This window comes from Amycolatopsis sp. NPDC034160 (assembly GCF_055575355.1).
In genome coordinates this window covers 47,159-68,573 of sequence record NZ_JBVISU010000019.1, presented here as the reverse complement: position 1 = coordinate 68,573, position 21,415 = coordinate 47,159, and the positions used below count along the sequence as shown (strand labels likewise).

General features: G+C 68.1%; 20 protein-coding genes. 10 read left to right on the top strand and 10 right to left on the bottom strand.

Annotated elements, in window-relative coordinates; all coding sequences use genetic code 11:
• Positions 1-3: 3 nt before the first annotated feature.
• A complete protein-coding gene (locus ACZ54P_RS30665) occupies positions 4-723 on the bottom strand; it encodes a helix-turn-helix transcriptional regulator (protein ID WP_465465069.1) in 720 nt (239 codons plus the stop codon).
• A gap of 132 nt (positions 724-855) precedes the next feature.
• Here ACZ54P_RS30665 and folE point away from each other — a divergent pair, with 132 nt between their 5' ends.
• Positions 856-1,452, top strand: a complete 597-nt coding sequence (gene folE / locus ACZ54P_RS30660) for a GTP cyclohydrolase I FolE (RefSeq protein WP_465465068.1) — start codon at positions 856-858, stop codon at positions 1,450-1,452.
• Here folE and ACZ54P_RS30655 read toward each other — a convergent pair.
• Positions 1,442-2,692, bottom strand: coding sequence for an MFS transporter (locus tag ACZ54P_RS30655; protein ID WP_465465067.1), 1,251 nt, complete (start codon positions 2,690-2,692; stop codon positions 1,442-1,444). The two genes, folE and ACZ54P_RS30655, sit on opposite strands and share 11 nt — an antisense overlap.
• Before the next feature lie 106 nt (positions 2,693-2,798).
• Here ACZ54P_RS30655 and ACZ54P_RS30650 point away from each other — a divergent pair, with 106 nt between their 5' ends.
• Entirely contained in the window at positions 2,799-5,342 is a 2,544-nt protein-coding gene (locus ACZ54P_RS30650; RefSeq protein ID WP_465465066.1) for a P-loop NTPase fold protein, read from the top strand.
• Here the strand turns inward: ACZ54P_RS30650 and ACZ54P_RS30645 are convergent.
• Entirely contained in the window at positions 5,291-6,031 is a 741-nt protein-coding gene (locus ACZ54P_RS30645; protein ID WP_465465065.1) for a flavin reductase family protein, read from the bottom strand. The two genes, ACZ54P_RS30650 and ACZ54P_RS30645, sit on opposite strands and share 52 nt — an antisense overlap.
• Positions 6,032-6,286: 255 nt before the next feature.
• Here ACZ54P_RS30645 and ACZ54P_RS30640 point away from each other — a divergent pair, with 255 nt between their 5' ends.
• A complete protein-coding gene (locus ACZ54P_RS30640; protein WP_465465064.1) occupies positions 6,287-8,356 on the top strand; it encodes an AMP-binding protein in 2,070 nt (689 codons plus the stop codon).
• Between the two features lie 253 nt (positions 8,357-8,609).
• Here ACZ54P_RS30640 and ACZ54P_RS30635 read toward each other — a convergent pair whose 3' ends face one another.
• The gene (locus ACZ54P_RS30635) at positions 8,610-8,819 is read right to left on the bottom strand and encodes a hypothetical protein (RefSeq protein ID WP_465465063.1); all 210 of its coding nucleotides are present in this window, start codon (positions 8,817-8,819) and stop codon (positions 8,610-8,612) included.
• Here ACZ54P_RS30635 and ACZ54P_RS30630 point away from each other — a divergent pair.
• A complete protein-coding gene (locus ACZ54P_RS30630) occupies positions 8,796-9,029 on the top strand; it encodes a response regulator transcription factor (RefSeq protein ID WP_465465062.1) in 234 nt (77 codons plus the stop codon). The genes ACZ54P_RS30635 and ACZ54P_RS30630 overlap by 24 nt on opposite strands.
• A gap of 1 nt (position 9,030) precedes the next feature.
• On the opposite strand, the gene ACZ54P_RS30625 is transcribed toward ACZ54P_RS30630, so the two are convergent.
• On the bottom strand, positions 9,031-9,633 hold the full coding sequence (locus tag ACZ54P_RS30625; protein WP_465465061.1) for a hypothetical protein: 603 nt from the start codon (positions 9,631-9,633) through the stop codon (positions 9,031-9,033).
• 93 nt (positions 9,634-9,726) lie between these two features.
• Here ACZ54P_RS30625 and ACZ54P_RS30620 point away from each other — a divergent pair, with 93 nt between their 5' ends.
• Positions 9,727-10,704, top strand: coding sequence for a GlxA family transcriptional regulator (locus ACZ54P_RS30620; protein ID WP_465465060.1), 978 nt, complete (start codon positions 9,727-9,729; stop codon positions 10,702-10,704).
• Between the two features lie 81 nt (positions 10,705-10,785).
• Positions 10,786-11,775, top strand: coding sequence for an alpha/beta fold hydrolase (locus tag ACZ54P_RS30615; protein ID WP_465465059.1), 990 nt, complete (start codon positions 10,786-10,788; stop codon positions 11,773-11,775).
• A 252-nt stretch (positions 11,776-12,027) separates the two neighbouring features.
• Here ACZ54P_RS30615 and ACZ54P_RS30610 read toward each other — a convergent pair whose 3' ends face one another.
• Together ACZ54P_RS30610 and ACZ54P_RS30605 are read right to left on the bottom strand one after the other, a co-directional pair.
• Positions 12,028-12,297 carry a hypothetical protein gene (locus ACZ54P_RS30610; RefSeq protein ID WP_465465058.1) on the bottom strand — a complete coding sequence of 90 codons (270 nt, stop codon included), beginning with the start codon at positions 12,295-12,297 and terminating at the stop codon, positions 12,028-12,030.
• Positions 12,291-12,980: a hypothetical protein gene (locus ACZ54P_RS30605; protein WP_465465057.1), complete on the bottom strand. Its 690-nt coding sequence runs from the start codon at positions 12,978-12,980 to the stop codon at positions 12,291-12,293. Before ACZ54P_RS30605 ends, ACZ54P_RS30610 begins: the two co-directional genes overlap by 7 nt.
• A 158-nt stretch (positions 12,981-13,138) precedes the next feature.
• Here ACZ54P_RS30605 and ACZ54P_RS30600 point away from each other — a divergent pair, with 158 nt between their 5' ends.
• Positions 13,139-13,456, top strand: coding sequence for a dsRBD fold-containing protein (locus ACZ54P_RS30600; protein ID WP_465465056.1), 318 nt, complete (start codon positions 13,139-13,141; stop codon positions 13,454-13,456).
• Positions 13,457-13,464: 8 nt separating this feature from the next.
• On the opposite strand, the gene ACZ54P_RS30595 is transcribed toward ACZ54P_RS30600, so the two are convergent.
• Positions 13,465-15,207 carry a GAF domain-containing sensor histidine kinase gene (locus ACZ54P_RS30595; RefSeq protein ID WP_465465055.1) on the bottom strand — a complete coding sequence of 581 codons (1,743 nt, stop codon included), beginning with the start codon at positions 15,205-15,207 and terminating at the stop codon, positions 13,465-13,467.
• Positions 15,208-15,335: 128 nt separating this feature from the next.
• On the opposite strand from ACZ54P_RS30595, the gene ACZ54P_RS30590 reads away from it, so the two are divergent.
• Positions 15,336-16,316 carry an Acg family FMN-binding oxidoreductase gene (locus ACZ54P_RS30590; RefSeq protein ID WP_465465054.1) on the top strand — a complete coding sequence of 327 codons (981 nt, stop codon included), beginning with the start codon at positions 15,336-15,338 and terminating at the stop codon, positions 16,314-16,316.
• 8 nt (positions 16,317-16,324) lie between these two features.
• Here the strand turns inward: ACZ54P_RS30590 and ACZ54P_RS30585 are convergent, their stop codons facing one another.
• On the bottom strand, positions 16,325-16,957 hold the full coding sequence (locus tag ACZ54P_RS30585; RefSeq protein ID WP_465465053.1) for a response regulator: 633 nt from the start codon (positions 16,955-16,957) through the stop codon (positions 16,325-16,327).
• Positions 16,958-17,142: 185 nt separating this feature from the next.
• On the opposite strand from ACZ54P_RS30585, the gene ACZ54P_RS30580 reads away from it, so the two are divergent.
• Positions 17,143-17,448: an ANTAR domain-containing protein gene (locus ACZ54P_RS30580; protein ID WP_465465052.1), complete on the top strand. Its 306-nt coding sequence runs from the start codon at positions 17,143-17,145 to the stop codon at positions 17,446-17,448.
• Positions 17,449-17,549: 101 nt separating this feature from the next.
• On the top strand, positions 17,550-17,924 hold the full coding sequence (locus ACZ54P_RS30575) for a response regulator (RefSeq protein ID WP_465465140.1): 375 nt from the start codon (positions 17,550-17,552) through the stop codon (positions 17,922-17,924).
• Between the two features lie 65 nt (positions 17,925-17,989).
• Here the strand turns inward: ACZ54P_RS30575 and ACZ54P_RS30570 are convergent.
• On the bottom strand, positions 17,990-21,415 hold a 3,426-nt coding region (locus tag ACZ54P_RS30570; RefSeq protein WP_465465051.1), incomplete at its 5' end, for a HAMP domain-containing protein.

Genomic DNA, 21,415 nt, shown 5'->3' with positions numbered 1-21,415 from the left:
GTCTCACCGGGCCTGCCGCAGCTCCACACAGCACTCGGCCGCGCCGGGAGCGAGGACGGCCTCCACGTTCCCGGCGCGCACGCCGGTCAGGAAACCGGCGAGGAAGGCCTGGTTGAGCGCGCAGACCAGCTCGGGCGCCTCGGCGGCCAGCGGATGGAACGGGCAGTTCCGCAGCCGCACACAGGTCTGGGTGTCCCGGCTCGGCTCGAACCCGAAGCGGCGAAGCATTCCTTCGGCCACGGTGAGCGCGCGTTCCACGCCGAGCCTGCCCGGCCGGGTCAGCGCACGTTCCTCCTCACCCAAAGCGACGCCTCGCTCTCCCGCGACCCGCAGCACGGCGTCCCGCGCTGTTTCACCGGATCCCTCGGCGAGCACGGCCTCGGCGAGGATTCCGGCCAGGATCTCGTGCCGCCTCGCGGGAAGCTGCACCTGGACGGCTTCGTCGACGGGTTCGTAGACCTTGGGCTTGCGGCCCACCTTGGTCACCGAGCCCGCCGCGAAGCCGAACCGGAGCAGCCCGGCGGCCACGAGTTTGTCGAGGTGGAACGCGGCGAGTTTGCGGGAGATCCCGACCGCGGCCGCCGCCTCGTCCCGCGTCACCGGACGCCGCGCGCGCCGGGTGAAGGCGTACATGCCGCGGCGCAGGTCGTCGTCGAGTGCCGCCACCGCGGCGATGGCGGTGGCGTCGAGGCCGTCCGGGTCGGACACTGTCACGTACACCATGATATCGCCCATCTCGACGGGCGGAACATCCTGGACCAGGGATCTACCATGTAGGGTGAATCAGCAGGCGCTAAAACGCCAAAGGATTTTAGTCGAATAGCACGAGGTTCGCGGTACAGCCTAGGAGGCCTCATGTCCACTCCCGCCTTGCGTGTCGTGCACGAACCCGGGCCGGGACCGGACCTGGAGGCCGCCGAAGCCGCGGCCGCCGATCTCCTCACCGCACTGGGCATTTCGCTCGACTCCGAGAGCCTCCGCGGCACCCCCGGCCGGATGGCGCGCGCGTACGCCGAGCTGTTCACCCCGCGCTCCTTCGACCTCACGACCTTCCCCAACGACGAGGGCTACGACGAACTCGTCCTCGCCAGGGGCATCCCCGTCCGGTCGGTCTGCGAACACCACCTGCTGCCGTTCGTCGGCGTCGCGCACGTCGGTTACCTGCCGGGCGAGCGGATCCTCGGCCTGTCCAAGCTGGCCAGGATCGTCGAGCACTTCGCCTGCCGCCCGCAGGTTCAGGAGCGGCTCACGAAACAGGTCGCCGACTGGCTCGACGAGCAACTCGACCCGCGCGGTGTCGGTGTGGTGATCGAGGCCGAGCACTCGTGCATGACCCTGCGTGGTGTCCAGGCCACCGGATCGAGCACCGTCACCTCGACCCTGCTGGGCACGCTCCGCGAAGACGCCCGATCGCGCCAGGAGTTCTTCGCCCTCACCCGCATCAACGGCTGACGGCGGGTTCCTCCGCGTAGGCCGCCGAAACGACGGCGCGGTCGAACACCCGCCAGGTGACCGCGGAAACGAGTACCGCCACCACGAAACCGGCCCAGTACGGCGTCGTCAGCCCGAATCTGGAGGCCACCGCGCCACCGAGCAAGGCCCCGACACAGTTACCGCCCGCGACGATGAACAGGCTGGTGCTGCCGACCCGGCCGAGCATTTCCGGTGGGGTCAGCCGCTGGCGCAGGGAGCTGCCGACGATGCCCCACAGCGCGCCGTGCACCCCGAACAGGAACAGCGTGACGCCGACCACCGCCGCGCTCGTGCTCGTCGCCAGCACCAGATGGGTCCCGGCCTCGATCAGCAGGCCGATCCGCAACGTCCAGGTCGGTGTGCACCAGGCGATCAGCCGGTCGCCCGTGATCGAACCGAGCAGGCCGCCCACCGCGATGCAGGTGAAGAGCAGGCCGTAGCCGACGGCCCCCAGCTGGAGGCGCTCCCTCGCGAGCAAGACCAGTACCGACGTCGCCGCGACGAGGGTCAGGTTGAGCAGGCCGATCAGCCCGACCATGGTCCGCAGCAGGCGCTGGCCCGCGAGCCAGCGGAACCCTTCGGCCGCCTCGGACCGGATCGAGCGCCGCTTCACCGGCTCACCTGGGCCGTCCTCAGGCCGTGACCGGTAGGCGCCCGCGATCAGCCCGAGCAGGAGCGCGCTGACCGCGTAAGTCGCGGCGTTGACGAAGAACGGGATACTCGCCGCGACACCGAACAGCAGTCCGCTCAACGGCCCGGAAAGCATGCCGTGGGCCAGCGTCGTCCCGGCGTACAGCCGCCCGTTCGCCCGCTCCAGCAACGGCTTCGGGACGATCGCGGGCAGCATCGCGCCGCTCGCCGTCCGGAACACGACCTCCCCCGCGTTGATCACGAAGAGGACGGCGTAGACCAAGGCGACACTGACGTTCCCTGTCGTGATCGCGACCGCCAGCAACGCGACGGCGGGCACACGGATCCAGTCGAGGGTGATCATCAGCTTCCGCCTGTCGACCCTGTCGACCAGCACGCCACCCGGCAGTGCGAAAAGCAGCCAGGGCAGCCATGCCACCGCGAATCCGCCCGAGACCACGAGGGGGTCGTCGGTACGGGAAGCGATCAGCAGCGGCGCCGCCACCGTCGCGAGACCGCTGCCCAGCGCGGAAGTCGTACTCGCCGCCCAGATCTTCGCGTATCTCCCGTCGAGCTTCTCCCCGGCCATGAGGTCACCGTAACGAGAGGTGACCGAGAGGAGGCGGAGTTTCACGCAGAGCTGAGCGGCCGCCCTCTAGACTGCCCTTCCGTTCGGCCTTGGGAGGGGACCACGGATGGTGCTGGTGCGCGACGTCGATCCGTCGATTCTGCTGAAGAGCAACCCACTGGATTCGAAACTCGGTGTCTACCTGCCTCGCGACATCGATAAAGACGTCAAGGCCACGCTTTCGGCCGACCAGTTCACGCTCATCGTGTTCGAGAGCAACTCGGGGGCCCGTCGAACAGCCTTCGAAGCCCTGCTCGCGGTACACGCCGGAAGGGAACTGGTCATCGAGCCGGAGATCGACGATCTCGTGTTCGACCAGGGCGACGCCCCGGCGGTGATCTGGCTCGACAGCAAGCTGCCGCGGGTTATCGTCCGCGACGCCGATTCCGTTGCCAACTGGCTTGCGAAGAACCCCGCCCGGCGCGTGCTCGGATTGATCGGGGCTAGAAACTACGAGAACCGGGATGTGCGCCTCGGTCTCAATCGCCTTCGTCCCTCAGTCCACCACATCCTTCCGGAGTTATCCGACGCGGAGCGTGCCGCCGCCGAGCAGATGTACGTCGGCCCGCCGACACGGACCGTCGGTCAACTCGCCAAGGCACGTGGGAAGAATGATGACTCGAGTGTGGCGGTGGGCCCCGACCCTTTCTCCGCTCACGTCGCCGACTACCGCCCCGACACCGACGACGGCGTCGACCGCCTCGGCATCGGTCCCGACGTGCGGATGCTCGCCGATCTCGTTGTCTCGCGGATGATCACCCCTCCCCTGTCGATCGGCCTGTTCGGCAGTTGGGGTTCGGGCAAGAGCTTCTTCATGCGCCAGATGCAACTGCGCGTCCGCGAACTCGCCGATTCCGCCCAGGAGGCCGAAATCGCGGCCGGAGCGCACGGCAAGACCGTGTCGTCCTACTGTTCGAGCGTCCGCCAGATCAGCTTCAACGCCTGGCACTACAGCGAAGCGAACCTTCTCGCCAGTCTCGCCACCCATATCTTCGACAACCTCGCCGCGAGTGGCGCCGAGAACGACCTCCAGCGCCAAGCCGACGCGCTCGCGGAACGCCGCAAAACGGAGAAGACCCTCCTCGGCAGGCTCAGCGCTGTCCGCCTCGAACGCCGCACCCTGACAGCCCAACAGAAACAGGCGAAGCGGCGACGAAGGAAGCCACGCGAGTACGTCCGCGCGGTCTTCGACAGCCTCACCGACGCGGACAAGGCCTGGATCGCCTCCCGGCTCGGCGTCGAGCGGCCGACCGCCGAGGACCTCGAACGCCTCGCACAGGAATCCGGCGGGCTGCGCTCGGACGTCGCCGAATTCTGGCGACGGCTGCGGCAGGATCCGGTTCCGTTGCTGGTCCTGATCGGTGGACTGGTGACCGTACTGGTCGTCACGCTTCTCCTGGGCCAGTCGCAGGTGTCGGGCGTACTCGGCGGGCTCACCGTGGTGAGTTCCGCTTTGACCGTCGTCCTGCGGATGCGCGCCAGCGCCGGCCGGATCCACCAGGCGCTCGACGATCTCGGTGGTCCGTCAGAAGAAGACACCGAGACCGAGCGGCGCCTCGCCGAACTGGACGCTGAATCCGACCGGCTCGAAAAGGCGGTCACCGAACTCGCGCCCGGGCTGGATCTCGTGTCGTTCGCCGAGTCCCGGGTCTCGGACTACGTCGAACACCTGGGCGTGGTCTCGTTGCTGCGCAAGGATCTCGAGACGTTCGCGACCATGCTCGCCGAGGTACCGCACGGTTCGGGGAAGATCGAACGGACCGTGCTCTACATCGACGACCTCGACCGCTGCCCGCCCAAGGTCGTCGTCCAGGTGCTCGAAGCCATCCACCTCCTGCTGGCGCTGCCGGTTTTCGTCGTCGTGGTGGGTGTCGACTCCCGCTGGCTGAAGAAGGCCGTCGAGCAGCACTACGAGGAGATGCTCGGCGACGATCCGGAGACCTTCGCCGAGAATTACCTGGAGAAGATCTTCCAGGTGCCGTTCACGTTGTCCCCCATGGATGACCCAGGGTTCGCGGGGCTCGTGCGCGGGCTCGCCGCCACCGAGGGTCAGGACGCCACACCGGCGGCCGCTCCCACCGGACCGGATCAGCCCACCGAGGCTCCCGCTCCGGCCGCGGTCGTGCCGGTTCCCCGTCGTGAGGAAACAACCGGACCGTCGTCCGAACAGTCCACAATAGACCTTCGACCTCCTCGTCTGGTGATTTCGGCCGCCGAACTGGACTTCCTGGCCACACTGGCCCCGCTCGTCCGGTCACCGCGGGCCGCGAAACGGCTACTGAACCTGTACCGGTTGTTGCGGGCGCGCCTCGCCGGCGAAGAACTGGCCGAGTTCCTCGACGGCGGTAGCCGCGAAGCACCGTTCCGCGCGGTGCTGGTGCTGCTTTCGGTACTCGTCGGACATCCGGAGGCGGTCGCCGGGTTCTTCGCCTCGCTCGACGGGACGGATCCCGACGACAGCGCGCTCGAGATCGTGTCGTCGCTGAACGACCACGAACTGCGGCCGAAACTCGAACGTGGCCTGACCGGCGAGTCGTGGCCGGAACAGGCCGCGTCCTATCAGCGCTGGTTGCCGTTGGTGAACCGGTTCTCGTTCTCCCACGACGGCTGAACCCGCGACCGCTCGATGTCGGGTCCCCGGTAGAGCCGCTCCGGAATCTTCGCCAGTGCCGACGGATGAACCTGCGGGCCGAGGCCGTAGAGCTTTTGGAAGCTCATGATCAGCGGCCGCCACCGGTCTGGGTCGATCCGGTCGTCGGTGCCCGGCATGCGGATGTCGTCGTGGACGTGGACGCGCTGCACGCGGACCTCGAACACGAGCACGCCGCCGCGCTGCGCCTCGTCGTCCTCGGCGAGCGGGTGGACGGCCTCGACGACGGCCTCCATCGTCACCGGGCATTCCGCCACCCGTGGCGGCCGGACGGTCTCCGAGTCGACCGGCGTGAGCCCGGCCCGACCGAACTTGTCGGCTTCGTACCGGTAGCCGCGTTCGTATTTGCGGGCCGGGACCGGATCCGATCCGGTGGTCAGGGCCAGCTTGTCGACGGCGGCCGCCAGATCGTCCGAAGGGAGATTCAGAACACATTCACGACTGCGCATGAGATTTTGCGCCGTCTTGGATTTCGCGCCCAAGCCGAGCATGCCCCGCCAGCCGAGCCAGAACGCCGACGACATCGGAGCCAGGTTCGGCGCCCCGGTCTCGTTCGACGTGGAGAGGAGCACCACCGGGGTGCCGAAGTAGAGGATTCCTGGCTCGATACGGGTGTGCGCGGTCTCGGCCGCCGACGTAGTAACTGTCACGTTCGTCAGCTTCGCCGCGCCGAACGATGAAGGCTGGCGTGAATCGGACGTCGCGATCGACCCTGTCGGCAGGCAGCCCGCCGGGCCGGAAGCGCCTACCCTTTCGGTGAAGGTTCCCTTGGGCGGGCGCGGACCCGGGGTCGTTCGGAGTATTGCGTTCGGCCGATTGCTGGTAGGTTCGCCGAACTTGAACAACGGAGGAGGCGCCGGCAGCTGCCCGGTCAACACCCGAACGCGCGTGGTGAGGCGAATCGCATGCGAGACGATGTGGTCCAGGCGAGCTCGATCATCGGGCACTCTCCCGGTCAGGTTTGGGAAGTGATCGGCGATCCCGAGTCCTACTCGAGGTTCGTCGCGGAGATCAGCTGGTGCGAGATCCGGCAGCCCGCCGAACGCGGGCGTGGTCCGAAATGCCTCATTCGCCTGGAGCCGCGGCCGGGCAACCTCGTCGTCGGTGACATCGAGGCCAGGGTTTGGCGCCCCGGTGAGCACGTCGTCTGGTGCGGGGTCGAGGACGACGGCAACTGGGTCTCGGTCGAACTGAGCCAGGCTCCCGACGGCGGTACGGAACTCGTCGCGCAGTTGATGCTTCCCGCGCGGCATTCACATCTCGTGTCCGCCGCGTCGTTCAAACGCAGTGTCCGCGCGGTGTCCCGGCGGATCGAACTGCACCTTTCGGGCCGGGCCGCGCCGCCGCAAGAGGAACCCGCGCATACCAAGGCCACCACGCTGCACACGGCGAGCACGCTGATCAAGGCCGGCGTGCTCGCGGCCGCGCGGCCGGACAAGATCGCCCGGCAGCTGACCTCGCTGTCGCAGTGGGGCGCGACCGTCGCGGGTGGATACACGGCCAACGCCGCCCGCGTGCCGGACGAGGTGGCGCTGCGCGACGAACGCCATGTCCGGACGTTCAAGCAGGCGGCGGACCGCAGCAACCAGATCGCGAACGCGCTGGCACTGCGCGGAATCCGCTCCCGTGACCGGATCGCCCTGTTGTGCCGCAACCACGCCGCGATGGTCGAGTCGCTGATCGCGTGCAGCAAACTCGGCGTGGACGTCATCCTGCTCAACACCGGGCTTTCCGCCAGCGCGGTCGCGAACGTCATCGGCCTGCACGAACCGGTCGCGGTACTCGCCGACGACGAGTTTTCGCGGATCATCGCCGACATCCCCGGCGATTTCCTGAGGCTGTCCACCTGGCCGGAAACCGAGAACGGCTACCCGACGATCGACCAGCTGATCGCCGGGGTGCCCGCCACCAAACTCAAACCGGCGGACCGGGTCGGCAGGCTCGTCGTGCTCACCTCGGGCACCACGGGCACCCCCAAAGGCGCCCGCCGCCCGACGCCGAAAGGACTCGCGACCTCGGCCGCCATGCTGGACCGCATCCCGCTCCACAGCGGCGATCGCTTCGTGGTGGCCGCGCCGCTGTTTCACAGCTGGGGCCTCGCCGGGATGCAGATCGGGATGGCGGTGCGCGCGTCGCTGTCGCTGGTCCGCCGGTTCGACGCCGAGGAGATACTGAGGACGATCGCCGAACACCGGTGCGGCGTGCTGTTCGCCGTCCCGATCATGCTGCAGCGCATCCTCGACCTCCCCGAACGGATCCGCGCCCGGTACGACCTGTCGTCACTGCGCATCGTCGCCAGCAGCGGATCCGCGCTGCCGGGAACGATCGTCACCGAGTTCATGGACACCTTCGGCGACGTGCTCTACAACTTCTACGGCTCCACAGAGGTTTCCTGGGCCAGTATCGCCACGCCCGAAGACCTCCGCGCGGCGCCGACCACCGCGGGCCGTTGCCCGCCCGGCACCCGGGTCGCCATCCTCGACGACGACCACAATCGCGTCCCGCCGGGCTGGGAGGGGCAGATCTTCGTCGGCAACGACATGCTGTTCGAGGGCTACACCGACGGCGCCACCGTCCCGCGTGCCGAAGAACTGATGGCGACCGGTGACGTCGGCTACCAGGACGCCGCCGGACGCCTTTTCGTCACCGGCCGCGCCGACGAGATGATCGTGTCCGGCGGGGAGAACGTGTCCCCTCGTCCGGTCGAGGAGGCCATCGTCGCGCTCCCCGGTGTCCACGAAGCGGCCGTGATCGGCGTGCCGGATCGCGAGTTCGGGCAGCGGTTCGCTGCGTACATCGTTCCGAAGCGCGGTGCCCGGATGAACGCCGAGGACGTCCGTGCCTACATTCACCGGCGCCTCGCGCGTTTCGCGGTGCCCCGCGACGTGTACTTCGTCGAGGAACTTCCCCGGAACGCGACCGGGAAGGTGCTCAAGCGGCTACTCCGGGACGAGACCTGGCCGATCGACCAGTAACGTCCTTTGTGGACTGGACAGCGGGCTCGCACAAGAGGCTCATCCCGACCCTTGACTGTCCACAAGGGACACTTTTCGAGACAAAAGCGCCCGATTTGGGTAGATTGCGCGGTTTCGCGAGGGGGTCGTGAGTGATTTGGGTCGTTCTAACCCTCATTAGCACTCACGACCCCACGCAGAACCAGACATGATAAGCATCAAGCGGACATCATTCTGTCCTTTGTGGACACCGAAGCTCGGTCGGCGTACAGAATCAGGTTGGTCTTACCCCGACTTTGCCGGGACCCTGACTCTCAAGGTACGGACGGAGGCCGTTCACGGACTTCCGGGCTTGAGGCTGCCGGTATGGGATGGGCTGGGTTGGTCGTGAGTGGCGATTCGGGTTCCCACTGGGCGTCTTGGGCAGCTCGTCCACGAAGTGCACTTCACGCGGATAGGCGTGCGCCGCGAACCGCGTCTTCACCAGCGCCTTCAGTTCCTCGGCCAGTCCGGCGTCGGCGACGACGCCGTCGCGCTCGTCGCGCTCGGCCTCACCAACGGCGAGATCGCACACCGGCTCGGCCTGCCCGCCGAGACGGTCAAGAGCTACCTGCGGGACGCGATGCGGAAACTCGACGCGCACTCGCGGCCGCAGGCAGTCACGCACGCGCGGCGACTCGGCATGCTTCCCTAGCTCAGCCCGCCGGCGGAAGCGAGACCGAAGAGATGCAGTACTGGCCTTCACCCACCCGGCGAACCTCCATCATCCCGGTGAAGTTCGTTTCGTAGTTCAGGGTTCCGGACATCGTCACCGAGATCAGGTCAGGACCGACCGCTCGCGGGTCCTTCGCGGTGAGCGACGCGTTCTTGTCTCCCAGAGCCTTCGCCGCGGCACGGACCTTTTCCTTGGAATCCGCACAGGCCGATTCAGCGGCCTTGTCGGCTTCGTCTCCGTACACCGCGAGCATGAACTTGCCCGCCAGGACCGGTCCCCAGTCGAGACTGAGCGGGGTTTCGCCGCCGCTCGACGAAGACGCGGACTTGCTGTCGCTGAGCAGGAATCCGGGGGCCACGAACGCGAGGATCACGAAGACGACCACCACCACGAGCGCGCCACCACCGGCGATGAGCCCGATCATCAGGCCGTTGCCCTTCTTCGGCGGCGGCTGCTGCCCGGCGAACTGCGGCCCGCCGTACCCGGGCGGCGGGTAACCGGGTTGCTGCTGCGGGTAGCCGGGCTGTTGCGGAGGCCCCCACTGCTGGCCGTGTGGTCCCTGAGGGCCCTGTGGATACGACATCGAAGCTTCCTTCCCCCGAGGATCTGTGCGGCGAATCTACCGTCCCCTTCGGACAGTCCAAACCCGCCTCCGGGACCTCTACACTGCTGTGCCATGAGACGGCTGGCCGTGGTGGTCTTCAACGGGGCGTCGCTCGGCGCGATGTCGTTCGCGTTCGGGGTGTTCGAGATGGCCTCGGCCTTCGGGGAACTGCCCGGCCTGGAGATCAGGGTCGTCGGTGGCGAACCGGACACCGCGCTGCGGGGCGGCGGCCTGACCGTCCCGGTCCCCGAGGACCTCGACGCGGTCCGGACCGCGGATCTGGTGCTCGTCCCGAACTGGCGGTCGCCGATGGAGAATCCGCCGGAAGCGGCACTGGAGGCCCTCCGGACGGCACACGACCGCGGTGGCCGGGTGGCCGGATTGTGCAGTGGCGCCTTCGTGCTGGCCGCCGCCGGGCTGCTGGACGGCCGTCCGGCGACCACGCACTGGGCGATGGCGCCGCTGCTCGCGGCCCGTTTCCCGGCGGTCCGGCTCGACGAGTCGGTGCTCTACATCGACGACGGCGACATCCTGACCGCCGGCGGGGGCGCCGCCGGGATGGACCTGGGCCTGCATCTGATCCGGTCGTGGTGCGGCGCGGAAGCGGCGAACCGGCTCGCGAAGGGCATGGTCGTCCCGCCGCACCGGCCCGGTGGGCAGGCGCAGTACATCGAATCGCCGATGCCCGAACTCGACGAAGGCGACCCGGTCTCGGAGTCGATGGCCTGGGCGCTCACCCGGCTGGACACCGCCCTGCCGGTCGACGAACTGGCCGGCCGGGCACATATGAGCAGGCGCAACTACGACCGTCGGTTCCGTGAGATCACCGGCACCGCGCCCGGTACCTGGCTCACCCATCAGCGGGTCATCCGCGCCCAGCAGCTGCTGGAATCCACCGATCTCCCGGTCGACGAGATCGCCCGGTACTGCGGGTTCTCCTCGTCGGCGGCGCTCCGGCCGCATTTCCGGCGGCAGGTCGGGGTCACCCCGATGGCGTACCGGGAGACGTTCGGGCCCCGCCCCGCTGTCCTCGAGCCCGTGCTGTCCTGAAGATCGGCCTGTCCGAAAAACGACTTCGGTTGGCGAAAACACCGCTCACGGTCAGGCTCCCGCCGGGCCCAGGATCAAGGCATGACCGAAGACAGCCGCTCCTTCCTCAGCCGCCGTTCCATGCTCACCCTCGGCGCGGGGGCCGCGGCCGCGCTGGTGGCCTCGACCGGTACCGCCGCGGCCGGACAACCGTCCGTACCGGCGGACGCGGAACTCGCCCGCTCCCTGCCCGGCGGTTTCCGCAGTGCGTTCGCCCAGGTCAACGGCGTACGGCTGCATTACGTCGCGGGCGGCCGGGGTGAGCCGCTGATTTTGCTGCCCGGCTGGCCGGAGACCTGGTGGCAGTACCACAGGATCATGCCCACGCTGGCGAAGCGGTATCGCGTGATCGCCGTCGACCTGCGCGGTATGGGCGGGTCGGGCAAGCCGCAAGGCGGGTACGACAAGAAGACGATGGCCCGCGACATCCACGAACTCGTCCGCGCGCTGGGCTACCGGCAGGCGCATATCGCCGGGCACGACATCGGCGCCATGGTCGCGTTCAGCTTCGCCGCCAACCATCCGGAAGCGACGAAATCGCTCACGCTCATGGACGTCTCGCATCCGGACGAAAGCCTGTACCAGATCCCGTTGCTGGCTCCGCCCGGACAGCCGGTGCACGTCTGGTGGTTCGCCTTCAACCAGGTCGCCACCCTGCCCGAACAGCTCGTGACCGGCCGCGCGCGTTTCCTCGTCGACTGGATGTTCGACCACCTGCTGGCCGATCCCGCCTCGATCGGCGACCGCGACCGCGCGATCTACGCCGCGGCGTACGACCGCCCGGACGCCATCCGGGCAGGCAACGGCTGGTACCAGGCGTTCGGCCAGGACATCGAGGACCAGAAGGCCTACGGGAAGATCACCGTGCCGACGCTGGGGCTTGGCTCGGAATTCAACTACGACTACCTCGCCGCGGTCCTGCCGTCCAAGGCGGCGGACGTCCGGGTGCGGCGGGTCGCCGCTTCCGGCCACTTCGTCGCCGAGGAACAGCCTCAGACGATCATCGACGAGCTGCAGGCCTTCCTCGGGTGAGCCCCCTATCCCGAACAGGGCAACGGCGCCCACCAAACCGCCTAATTCACTCGGTCAGGTGAAAGACGCGGCCAGCCGTCATTCTCGCGGCGGGGGTCCCTCTTCTCTGGTGTGTCGGTACCGGCCGGGCAGCCCCCCGAACGGCCGGTACCGGCACGGAAGTACAACTCAACCGATCCGCCAGCGGGCCTTGTAGCTCCACGCGTCGTGCAGCGCCAGCTCGGCGCGTGGAAAGGCCGGCCGGACAGCCTTTCAGAGCATCGCCCCGGACCGCACCATCACCGCCTCGACCGGACGACGTGCCGTCATCGGCACCGGACGGCCGTGGCCGAGGCGCAGCACCGCGTGTGGACGGCCGAGGTCGGCGAAGATCCGGTCCATCGCGAACCGCGTTTCCCTCGTCTCGAACGGCCTGCCGACGAACGACGCCGCGAGCCCGGCCGCCGTCGCGGTCAGCAGCACCCGTTGCAGCACCATTCCCGCCCGGAGGTCCGCGGCCGGCCCGCCCTCCGCGGTCAACACGGCGCCCAGCACCGGCTCGCCGCCCGCCGGTTCGGTGACGGAGAACGGCTCTTGCGCGGGGATCGTGTGCGGCGACGGCGGTTGGGCGGACGCCGGGACACCGTCCGGAGCGTTCGCCGTCCCCCGGGTCCACAACGCGATCTCCGCTTGGAAGGCTCCGTTGCGCGCCTGCGCGGCTTCGGCGCGGTGCAGGACGCGCGCGACGGCGTTCGCCCGGTCACCCCGGCCGAACAGTTCCAGCAGCCCCCTTCCACCAGCGCGGCCGCCCGCAACGTCGACCAGGCCTCGGCGGGCACCTGCCTGTTCAGGAACGGACGGCGGTTCGTGTGACGGCGAAAAACGGCCTCCGCCAGCCTCCGTTCCTCCGCTGAGGAAAACCGGTCACCACCGATCCGGAGGTCGGCGAGGAGGTCCGGCTCCTCCGGCGAAGGGAGCAGCCGCAGCGAGAGCGTCTTCCCGTTCGACCGCAGCGAAATGATCAAGTTGAACACCGCCGCGCCACACGAAAGCCGTGCCTCGCGGGCGTCCGGGTCGGCGATACGGAGCACCCTGGCGCGGTCGAGCCGTACTTCGATCCGGTCCCGGTCGACGACGAACCGCCACGGCTGGGTGTTGAGCGGTGACGGCGCGCGCACGGCGGCCGCCACCGCTTGGTCGACATGGGTGGGCAACGGGATCTTCATCGTGGACTCCGGGGAATGAGGGGTTGGCCAACGCTCCTCCGGGGTACCCGGCGACCGCAGCGGCCGCCGGTCACGAATTCCGAGGACTTTCGCCCCCCGTCCCCCCGGGAGCGAGGACTTAGGACTCTGTGCCACGAACGGCGGCGGTGAGAGTCTCGATGACCGGAACGGAGCCGATGATGACCGACAACACCGGTAAATGGACCATTGAGGTGTCCCTGCAGCCCGGGCCGTACCGGGTCCGCGCGGAAGCGCTACTCCGTCTCGAAGACGGCGGTGAGTTCGTCGGCGTCGGGCTGGCGCACGCCGGACTGAGAGACGGTTCGATCTCCCAGGTCGGCTCCTACCTGGCGGTGGCGCGGGCGCTTTCCGACCTCACGGCGGAACTTCTGGAGACCGTCGCCTCCGACGTCGACGCCGAGGTCTCCCGCTCCATCGAGGTCGACGGGATCCTCGCCGTGCAGTCGACGAATTAGGCCGCACGTCAGCGCAAGGGGGCGGACCACTCGACCCGGGTGCCGCCCTCTTCGCGCGTCTCCACCCGGAACGTCCCGCCGGCCCGTTCCGCGCGCTCACGCAGATTCCGCAGGCCACCGAAACCGCCGGGTTCCCCGTCGATGCCGTCGCCGTCGTCGGTGACCACGATCCGCAGGGCGTCGTCCTTCACCGCGACGCTCACCGAAACGCCGCTCGCCCGCGCGTGGCGGACGACGTTGCCGACCGTCTCCCGCACCACCGCCTCGACGTGTTCGGCGAACGGGAACGGGATCGAATCGAGCGGTCCGGAAAGGCTGATCGTCGGATGGATCGCGGTGTCGTCGGTCAGTTCGGTGATCGAGTCGTAGAGGCGGTACCGCAGCCGGACACCTTGTTGTCCCGCCGCGCCGCCGTGGAGATCGAAGATGGCCGTCCGGATTTCGTGCACGATCTCGTGCATCTGGTCGATGCTCTCGCCGATCCGCCGCCGCAATTCCGGTGTGCGCGCGCGGCGGTGCGTGCTCTGCATGGCGAGACCGACCGCGAACAGCCGCTGGATCACGTGGTCGTGCAGATCCCTGGCGATCCGGTCCCGGTCGGCCAGCACGTCGAGTTCCCTCGCCGTACGCTGCTGCGCGGCGAGCTGCAGCGCGAGCGCCGCCTGGTCGGCGAACGAGGCGACCACCGGCAGCTGGGCGAGCTCGAACGGGACCGCGCCCGGATTCCGTACCGCCATCAGCACCCCGGACGTGCGTTCCCGCGCACGGAGCGGAACGACCAGCGTCGGCCCGAGGCGCACCTCGCCGTCGTCACCGAGCACCAGTTCCGGCACACTGCGCGGAGTCCGATCGCGGTAGACCGCCCCCGGCAACGAGGCGGCGACGCTGATCCGAGCCCCGGTCAGTTCCCCCGAGCGAGCGCCCGAGCAGACGGCGATGGTGAGTTCGTCGGCCTCGTCTTCACCGTCCGGGCTGACGTCGAGCCTGCCGGAATCGGGCAGCGCCAGCAAGGTCAGGTCGGAGCCGGTCAATTCCAGTGCCCGGCTGGCGATCAGGTTGAGCGCCTCGACGGGATCGGTGCCACCCAGCAGTTCGGTGGTCACTTCGCTGGTGGCGGCCTGCCACTGCTGGCGGATCCGTGCCTGCTCGTAAAGATGGGCGTTCTCGATCGCGATCCCGGCCGCGGCGGCGAGCGCCTGGACGACCACCTCGTCGTCGTCGGTGAAACCGTCGCCGCGTTTCTCGGTGAGGTAGAGATTTCCGAACACCTCGTCACCGACCCGGATCGGCACGCCGAGGAAGGACCGCATCGGCGGATGACACGCCGGGAAGCCGACCGACGCGGGATGCCGGGAAATGTCGGCCAGGCGCACCGGCTTCGCCTCGTCGATGACGAAGCCCAACAGCCCGTGGCCTTTCGGCAGATGGCCGATCTGTTGTTTCGTCTCGCCGTCGATCCCGAGATAGACGAATTCGGCGAGCGAACCGTCGTCCGCGATCACCCCCACCGCGCCGTAGGTGGCCTCGGCGAGGTCGATCGCCGCCTGCACGATCCGGCGCAGTGTCGTGTCCAGCTCCAGTCCGGACGCGACGGCGAGTACCGCTTCGAGCAGGCCGTCCATCTTGTCGCGTGTGCCGATGAGCCGTTCGATGCGGTCCTGGAGATCCCGCAACACCTCACGAACCCGCAGCTGGGAGAGCGCGCCGGTGACCCGGTCGTCCGTTCCGCCCAGCCGGTCCTGAGCCGACATCCTGCTTCGCCTCCGAAGATCGGGACGACTCGCGGCCGTGGTGACTTTCTCCTCTTTCGGCCTCGCACCGCAGGCGGGACCGTCTCACCGGGACACCACTTGCCCGTGGCGCGGCGGCGGGAGAAACCATGACCTTACAAGTCACCAGGGTCGGGCGTCTGAACTCCGATCAGGTGAATTCCGTGCTCCGGTCGGCCATGTTGGCACCGTCGACGCACAACACCCAACCGTGGCTCTTCCGGTGCACCGGCACCGGAATCGAACTCCACGCCGATCCACGCCGTATGCTACCGGTCACGGATCCGGACGGGCGCGAACTCATCCTCTCCTGTGGTGCCGCCTTGTTCACGCTCCGGACGGCGATTCACGCATTGGGCTTCCATCCGGCGACCACCCTCATGCCGAGCCGCGCCGATCCCGATCTGCTGGCCGTCGTCCGCCCGTTCGCCGAACGCACCCCCGAGCCCAAGATCACCCGGCTCGCCCGCGCGATCCCCCGCCGCCGCACCAACCGGCGCCCGTTCCTGCCCACCACCCTCCCCCGATCCACGCTCGCCGTACTCCGCCACGCCACCGAACTCGAGCACGCGTGGATGCCGAGCCTGAGCGCCGAACAATGCGGCCACCTGCGCGACCTCACCGCTCGCGCGCGGCTGGCCCAGCTCGCCGATCCCGCTTTCCTCGCCGAACTCCGCCGGTGGACCGAATTGAGCGCGGGCACTCGCGACGGGGTGCCGTCCTATGCGACCGACGGCTCCCCCGCCGACGAAAGCTGGCTTCTCGAAGAATTCGGGCCGCCCGGTGCCGCCGGCCGGCCGGATCCTCCACTGGTGGTGGCGATCGGATCGTTGACCGACGAGCGACTCGATCGGCTGCAGGCAGGGCAGGCGCTGCAACGGGTTCTGCTGACCGCGACCGGCGCCGGACTCACCGCGTCGTTCATCTCGCCGCCGGTCATGGTCCGTTCGGCACGCGCCGAACTCCGGCGGCTTCTCGGCTGCGGCGTGTGGCCGCAGGTGCTGTTGCGTCTCGGCTACAGCTCACCACTGCCGTGGACGCCGCGCCGTTCGCTGGAAGACGTCCTGCTCGAAACACTCGTTTCCGCCTGAACACTCTTTCACTGACGACGCAGCTCCGTGGCCAGTACGGCCGCCTGGGTACGCCGCTGCATCCCGAGTTTCGTCAGCAGCCGGGAGACGTAGTTCTTGACGGTCTTCTCGGCGAGGAACATCCGTTCGGCGATCTGGCGGTTGGTCAGCCCCTCGCCGATCAGTTCCAGCAGCGTGCGCTCCTGTTCGGAAAGCCCGGCGAGCGGGCCCTTCTTCACCGAGACGTCGCGGAACTTCGCCATCAGCGTCGCGGCGGCGCGCGTGTCGAGCAAGGAGCGGCCGAGGCCGACGTCCTTGACCGCGGCGACCAGGTCCATCCCCCGGATGTCCTTGATGACGAAGCCGCTCGCGCCCGCCATGATCGCGTCGAGCATCGCCTGCTCGTCGGTGTAGGACGTGAGCATCAGGCATTTCAGCTCGGGGACCCTGGACCTCAGTTCCCGCGCGAGTTCGACGCCGTTGCCGTCCGGCAGCCGGACGTCGAGAACCGCGACGTCGGGCCGCAACGCCGGAATCCTCGCCAGCGCCTGGGAAAAGGTGGCCGCCTGACCGACGACGCGGAGCTCGGCGACCTCCTCGAGCATGTCCGCCACCCCTCGACGGACCACCTCGTGGTCGTCGACCAGAAACACCCGGAGCATTCCGACCTCCACGGTATCCTTCCTCCGCTCAGAGCGTACGGTGCACGACCGGTCACTGCGACCGGCCAAAGGACCCTGTTCGGCACCCGTTCGAGTGGCCGCCCCCCGGACCAGGTTCATTTGCATCAGGCGAGTCAGGACGTTCTCTTCTTTCCCGCGCCGCCGACCGCTGCGACGATCGCCCCATGTCCGAGACCACGCTTTCGCCGGCCCACTCGTCCGGCACACCAGACCCGGCAGACGAGCTCGTGGCCATGCGCGACCACATTCGTTTCTACCGCGCCCGTGCTGAACAACTCCAGTACGCGCTGGACCACCGGCTGCCGATCGAACAGGCCAAAGGAATACTCGCGGAGCGTTACCAGATCGACATCGACTCGGCGTTCGAGATGCTGCGTTCGTTCTGCCGCAACAACAACGTGAAGATCCACGACGTCGCCAGGACACTGGTCGAACAGCCACGTGAGGGCGAACGACGGCTGTCTTGCTGAGTCACGCCAAGTTCGGCGGCGGGCCCGCGACCACCACCGGCACCGCAGACCTCGCGGGCACGGACTGGGTCATGGACCGAACGCAGCCCCTCAGACTTCGGGTGCTCCTCGCGGACGACAATCCGGTCATCGGCGATGCCCTGCGCGCCCTGCTGGAGACCGAACCCGACATCGAGGTGGTCGCCGTCGCGCTCACCGCCGGTGAAGGCGTCGCGCTGGCCGAACTGCTGGCGCCGGAGGTCGCCGTCCTCGATGTCCGGATCCCCGGCGGAGGCGGCGCTTGGATGGCAAGGGAGATCCGGCGGCGGGTCCCCCACACGCGGCTGATGGCGTTCTCCGCGTACAGCGATACCCGGTCCATCGCCCAGATGGCCTCCGCCGGCGTCACCGAGTACCTCGTCAAGGGCAGCCCGAACACCGAGATCGTCGCCGCCATCCGCCGTCTCTGCGCGAACAGCGCCAACGGGACCGAGTAGCGGATCGTGAGTGATTCGGGTCGTTCTAACGACCCAAAACACTCACGACAAGCCTTCGCGGGACCTCAGTCCGAAAGCCAGCGTTCCATGCAGGCCAGCAGTTCCGCCGCGTTCACGGGTTTGGTGACGTAGTCGCTCGCCCCGGCGGCGAGGCTCTTCTCGCGGTCGCCCTCCATCGCCTTCGCGGTCACCGTGATGATCGGCAGGTCGGCGAACTTCGGCATCTCGCGGATCGCGGCCGTCGTCGCGTGGCCGTCCATCTCCGGCATCATCACGTCCATCAGGATGAGGTCGATGTCGTCGTCGGACAGCAGTTCCTCGATGCCTTTGCGGCCGTTGGGCGCGTGGACCACCGACAGGCCGTGCAGTTCGAGCATCCCGGAGATCGCGAAGACGTTGCGGGCGTCGTCGTCGACGAGGAGGACCTTGCGCCCCTGTAGTCGCCGAGGTCCCGCGGGCCGGTCGGCGGCCTTCGCCTCGGGAGGCACCGGGGTCACTTCGGGCTGCCGCATCAGCGGGAGGATGCCGTCGAGTTCGCTGGCCGAGATGTGCAGCATGATGCGTTCCCGCAGCATGTCGAGCGACGGCAGCAGTTCGACCGGGTGCTGCCTCGCGTGGCCCTGCAACAGCCGGTCCTGTGCGGCACTGAGCTTGCGGCTCGCGTGCGCCAGCACCGGAATCTCGACAGCGTCCGGTCCTTCGACAAGACGCTTGAGGAACGACAGCGCGCTGGTACCGGGGATGCTGGTGTCGAGCACCACGCAGCGATAGCTGTTGCGGTTCAGCTCATCGAACGCTTCGGCCGGGTCGCCCACGGCCCGCACCTGGACGGAGCCGTGGCTGTCCGCGAGATCGGCGGCGACCCCTCTGGCAAGCAGGGTCAGCAGACTGTTCTGCTCACTTTCCACGACCAGGACGCGTCGCCCGGCCGCCCCCGATATGTCCACAGTGGACTCGGTCGCGGGCACGGGTGCGGCGAACCGGGCCACCGGCAGGTAAAGGGTGAAGGTGCTGCCCGTTCCCAGCACACTGTCCGCCCGGATCTCGCCGCCGAGCAGGTAGGCGACCTCACGGCTGATCGACAGGCCGAGTCCGGTGCCGCCGTATTTGCGGCTGGTGGTGCCGTCGGCCTGCTGGAAGGCACCGAAGATGGATTCGAGGTTCTCTTCGGCGATCCCGATCCCGGTGTCGATCACGCTGAACGCCACCAAGGACTCGCGCTCGTCGGACGGCGAGATCGGACCGACCAGTTTCACCCGCAACTCGACGCTGCCGTCTTCGGTGAACTTGACCGCGTTCGACAACAGGTTCCGCAGCACCTGCCGCAGCCGTTGCTCGTCGGTGAACAGCAGTTCCGGCACGTTGGGCTCGACGGTGACCTGGAAGTCGAGACCCTTCTCCACGGTCAGGGGGCGGAACGTGGTGCCGACGTAGTCGAGCAGCTGGCGCAGCGGGAACGGCTCGTGGTGGATGTCCATCTTGCCTGCCTCGACCTTCGAAAGGTCGAGGATGTCGTTGATCAACTGCAGCAGGTCGGTGCCCGCGGATTGGATCACCTTCGCGAACTCGACCTGTTTGGGCGTCAGGTTCTGGGTCGAGTTCTGCGACAGCACCCCGGCGAGGATGAGCAGGCTGGTCAACGGCGTCCGGAGTTCGTGCGACATGTTCGCCAGGAACTCGGACTTGTACTTCGACGCCAGCGCGAGCTGCTGCGCACGCTCCTCGATCTCCTGTCGTGCCTGCTCGATTTCGAAGTTCTTCACCTCGATGTCGCGGTTCTGCCGCGCCAGCAATTCGGCCTTCTCCTCCAGTTCCGCGTTGGATCGCTGGAGTTTCGCTTGCTGTGCCTGGAGTTCTTCCGACCGCGCCTGCAGCTCCTCCGCCAGCCGCTGGGATTCCTCCAGCAGGGAGTCGGTCCGGGCGTTGGCGATGATCGTGTTGACGTTGACCCCGATGGTCTCCATCAGTTGTTCGAGGAAATCCTTTCGGACAGCGGTGAATGCGCCGAACGTCGCCAGTTCGATGACGCCGAGCACCTGGTCCTCGAAGACGATCGGCAGCACGATCAGGGTGACCGGCGGGGCGGAACCGAGACTCGACGAGATCTTCACGAAACCCGGCGGCGTCCGGTCGACCACGATCGGCTTCTTGGTGTGCGCGGCCTGTCCGATCAGTGATTGGCCCATGGCGAACTGCGAGGGCACGTCCGGATCCTCGCCGTGCCCGTAGCTGGTGATCAGCCGCAGCCGGGTGCCGTTCTCACCGGATTCGGTGAGGAAGAACGTCCCGTGCTGCGCGCCGACCAGCGGGGTCAGTTCGTTCATGATGAGCGTGGCGACCACCCGCAGGTCCCGATGGCCCTGCATCAGGCCGGAAATCCGCGCCAGGTTGGTGTTGAGCCAGTCCTGTTCCTCGTTCGCCCTGGTCGTCTCGCGCAGCGACTGGACCATCGCGTTGATGTTGTCCTTCAGTTCCGCGACCTCGCCCTGGGCCTCGACGGAGATCGACCGGGTGAGGTCGCCGGTGGCCACCGCGCTGGTGACCTCGGCGATCGCCCGCACCTGGCGGGTGAGGTTCCCGGCCAGTTCGTTGACGTTCTCGGTCAGCCGTTTCCAGGTTCCCGAGACGCCTTCGACCTCGGCCTGGCCACCGAGCCGCCCTTCGCTGCCGACCTCGCGGGCGACGCGGGTGACTTCCGCGGCGAACGCGGAGAGCTGGTCGACCATCGTGTTGATGGTCGTCTTGAGCTCCAAGATCTCGCCGCGCGCGTCCACGTCGATCTTGCGGGTGAGGTCGCCTTGGGCGACGGCGGTGGTGACCTGGGCGATGTTGCGGACCTGGCCGGTGAGGTTGTTCGCCATCGAGTTGACGTTGTCGGTGAGGTCCTTCCAGGTGCCGGCGACGTTCGGAACCCTGGCCTGCCCGCCGAGGATGCCTTCGGTGCCGACTTCGCGGGCGACGCGGGTGACCTCGTCCGCGAACGCCGAGAGCGTGTCGACCATCGTGTTGATCGTCTGCGCGAGCGCCGCGACCTCGCCTTTGGCCTCGACGGTGATCTTCTGGGACAGATCCCCTTTGGCGACCGCGGTCGCGACCTGGGCGATCGAGCGGACCTGGTCGGTCAGGTTGTCGGCCATGACGTTCACCGACTCGGTCAAACCCTTCCAAGTCCCCGACACGCCTTTGACATCCGCCTGACCACCGAGCCGCCCTTCCGTGCCGACCTCGCGGGCCACGCGCGTGACCTCGTCGGCGAACGACGACAACTGGCCGACCATCGTGTTGATCGTGTCCTTGAGTTCCAGGATCTCGCCGCGTGCGTCGACGCGGATCTTCTGTGACAGATCGCCTTTCGCCACCGCGGTGGTGACCTCGGCGATGGACCGCACCTGATCGGTCAGGTTGTCGGCCATGACGTTCACCGACTCGGTCAAACCCTTCCAAGTCCCCGACACGCCTTTGACATCCGCCTGACCACCGAGCCGCCCTTC

What these genes read in the sequence shown, in the direction of transcription:
- ACZ54P_RS30615 (WP_465465059.1), top strand. Translation starts at nt 10,786, where the DNA reads ATGACCGAAGACAGCCGCTCCTTCCTCAGCCGCCGTTCCATGCTCACC.
- ACZ54P_RS30620 (WP_465465060.1), top strand. Translation starts at nt 9,727, where the DNA reads ATGAGACGGCTGGCCGTGGTGGTCTTCAACGGGGCGTCGCTCGGCGCG.
- ACZ54P_RS30655 (WP_465465067.1), bottom strand. Translation starts at nt 2,692, where the DNA reads ATGGCCGGGGAGAAGCTCGACGGGAGATACGCGAAGATCTGGGCGGCG.
- ACZ54P_RS30580 (WP_465465052.1), top strand. Translation starts at nt 17,143, where the DNA reads ATGTCCGAGACCACGCTTTCGCCGGCCCACTCGTCCGGCACACCAGAC.
- ACZ54P_RS30650 (WP_465465066.1), top strand. Translation starts at nt 2,799, where the DNA reads ATGGTGCTGGTGCGCGACGTCGATCCGTCGATTCTGCTGAAGAGCAAC.
- ACZ54P_RS30590 (WP_465465054.1), top strand. Translation starts at nt 15,336, where the DNA reads ATGACCTTACAAGTCACCAGGGTCGGGCGTCTGAACTCCGATCAGGTG.
- ACZ54P_RS30605 (WP_465465057.1), bottom strand. Translation starts at nt 12,980, where the DNA reads ATGAAGATCCCGTTGCCCACCCATGTCGACCAAGCGGTGGCGGCCGCC.
- ACZ54P_RS30625 (WP_465465061.1), bottom strand. Translation starts at nt 9,633, where the DNA reads ATGTCGTATCCACAGGGCCCTCAGGGACCACACGGCCAGCAGTGGGGG.
- ACZ54P_RS30600 (WP_465465056.1), top strand. Translation starts at nt 13,139, where the DNA reads ATGACCGGAACGGAGCCGATGATGACCGACAACACCGGTAAATGGACC.
- ACZ54P_RS30665 (WP_465465069.1), bottom strand. Translation starts at nt 723, where the DNA reads ATGGTGTACGTGACAGTGTCCGACCCGGACGGCCTCGACGCCACCGCC.
- folE (WP_465465068.1), top strand. Translation starts at nt 856, where the DNA reads ATGTCCACTCCCGCCTTGCGTGTCGTGCACGAACCCGGGCCGGGACCG.
- ACZ54P_RS30585 (WP_465465053.1), bottom strand. Translation starts at nt 16,957, where the DNA reads ATGCTCCGGGTGTTTCTGGTCGACGACCACGAGGTGGTCCGTCGAGGG.
- ACZ54P_RS30595 (WP_465465055.1), bottom strand. Translation starts at nt 15,207, where the DNA reads ATGTCGGCTCAGGACCGGCTGGGCGGAACGGACGACCGGGTCACCGGC.
- ACZ54P_RS30640 (WP_465465064.1), top strand. Translation starts at nt 6,287, where the DNA reads ATGCGAGACGATGTGGTCCAGGCGAGCTCGATCATCGGGCACTCTCCC.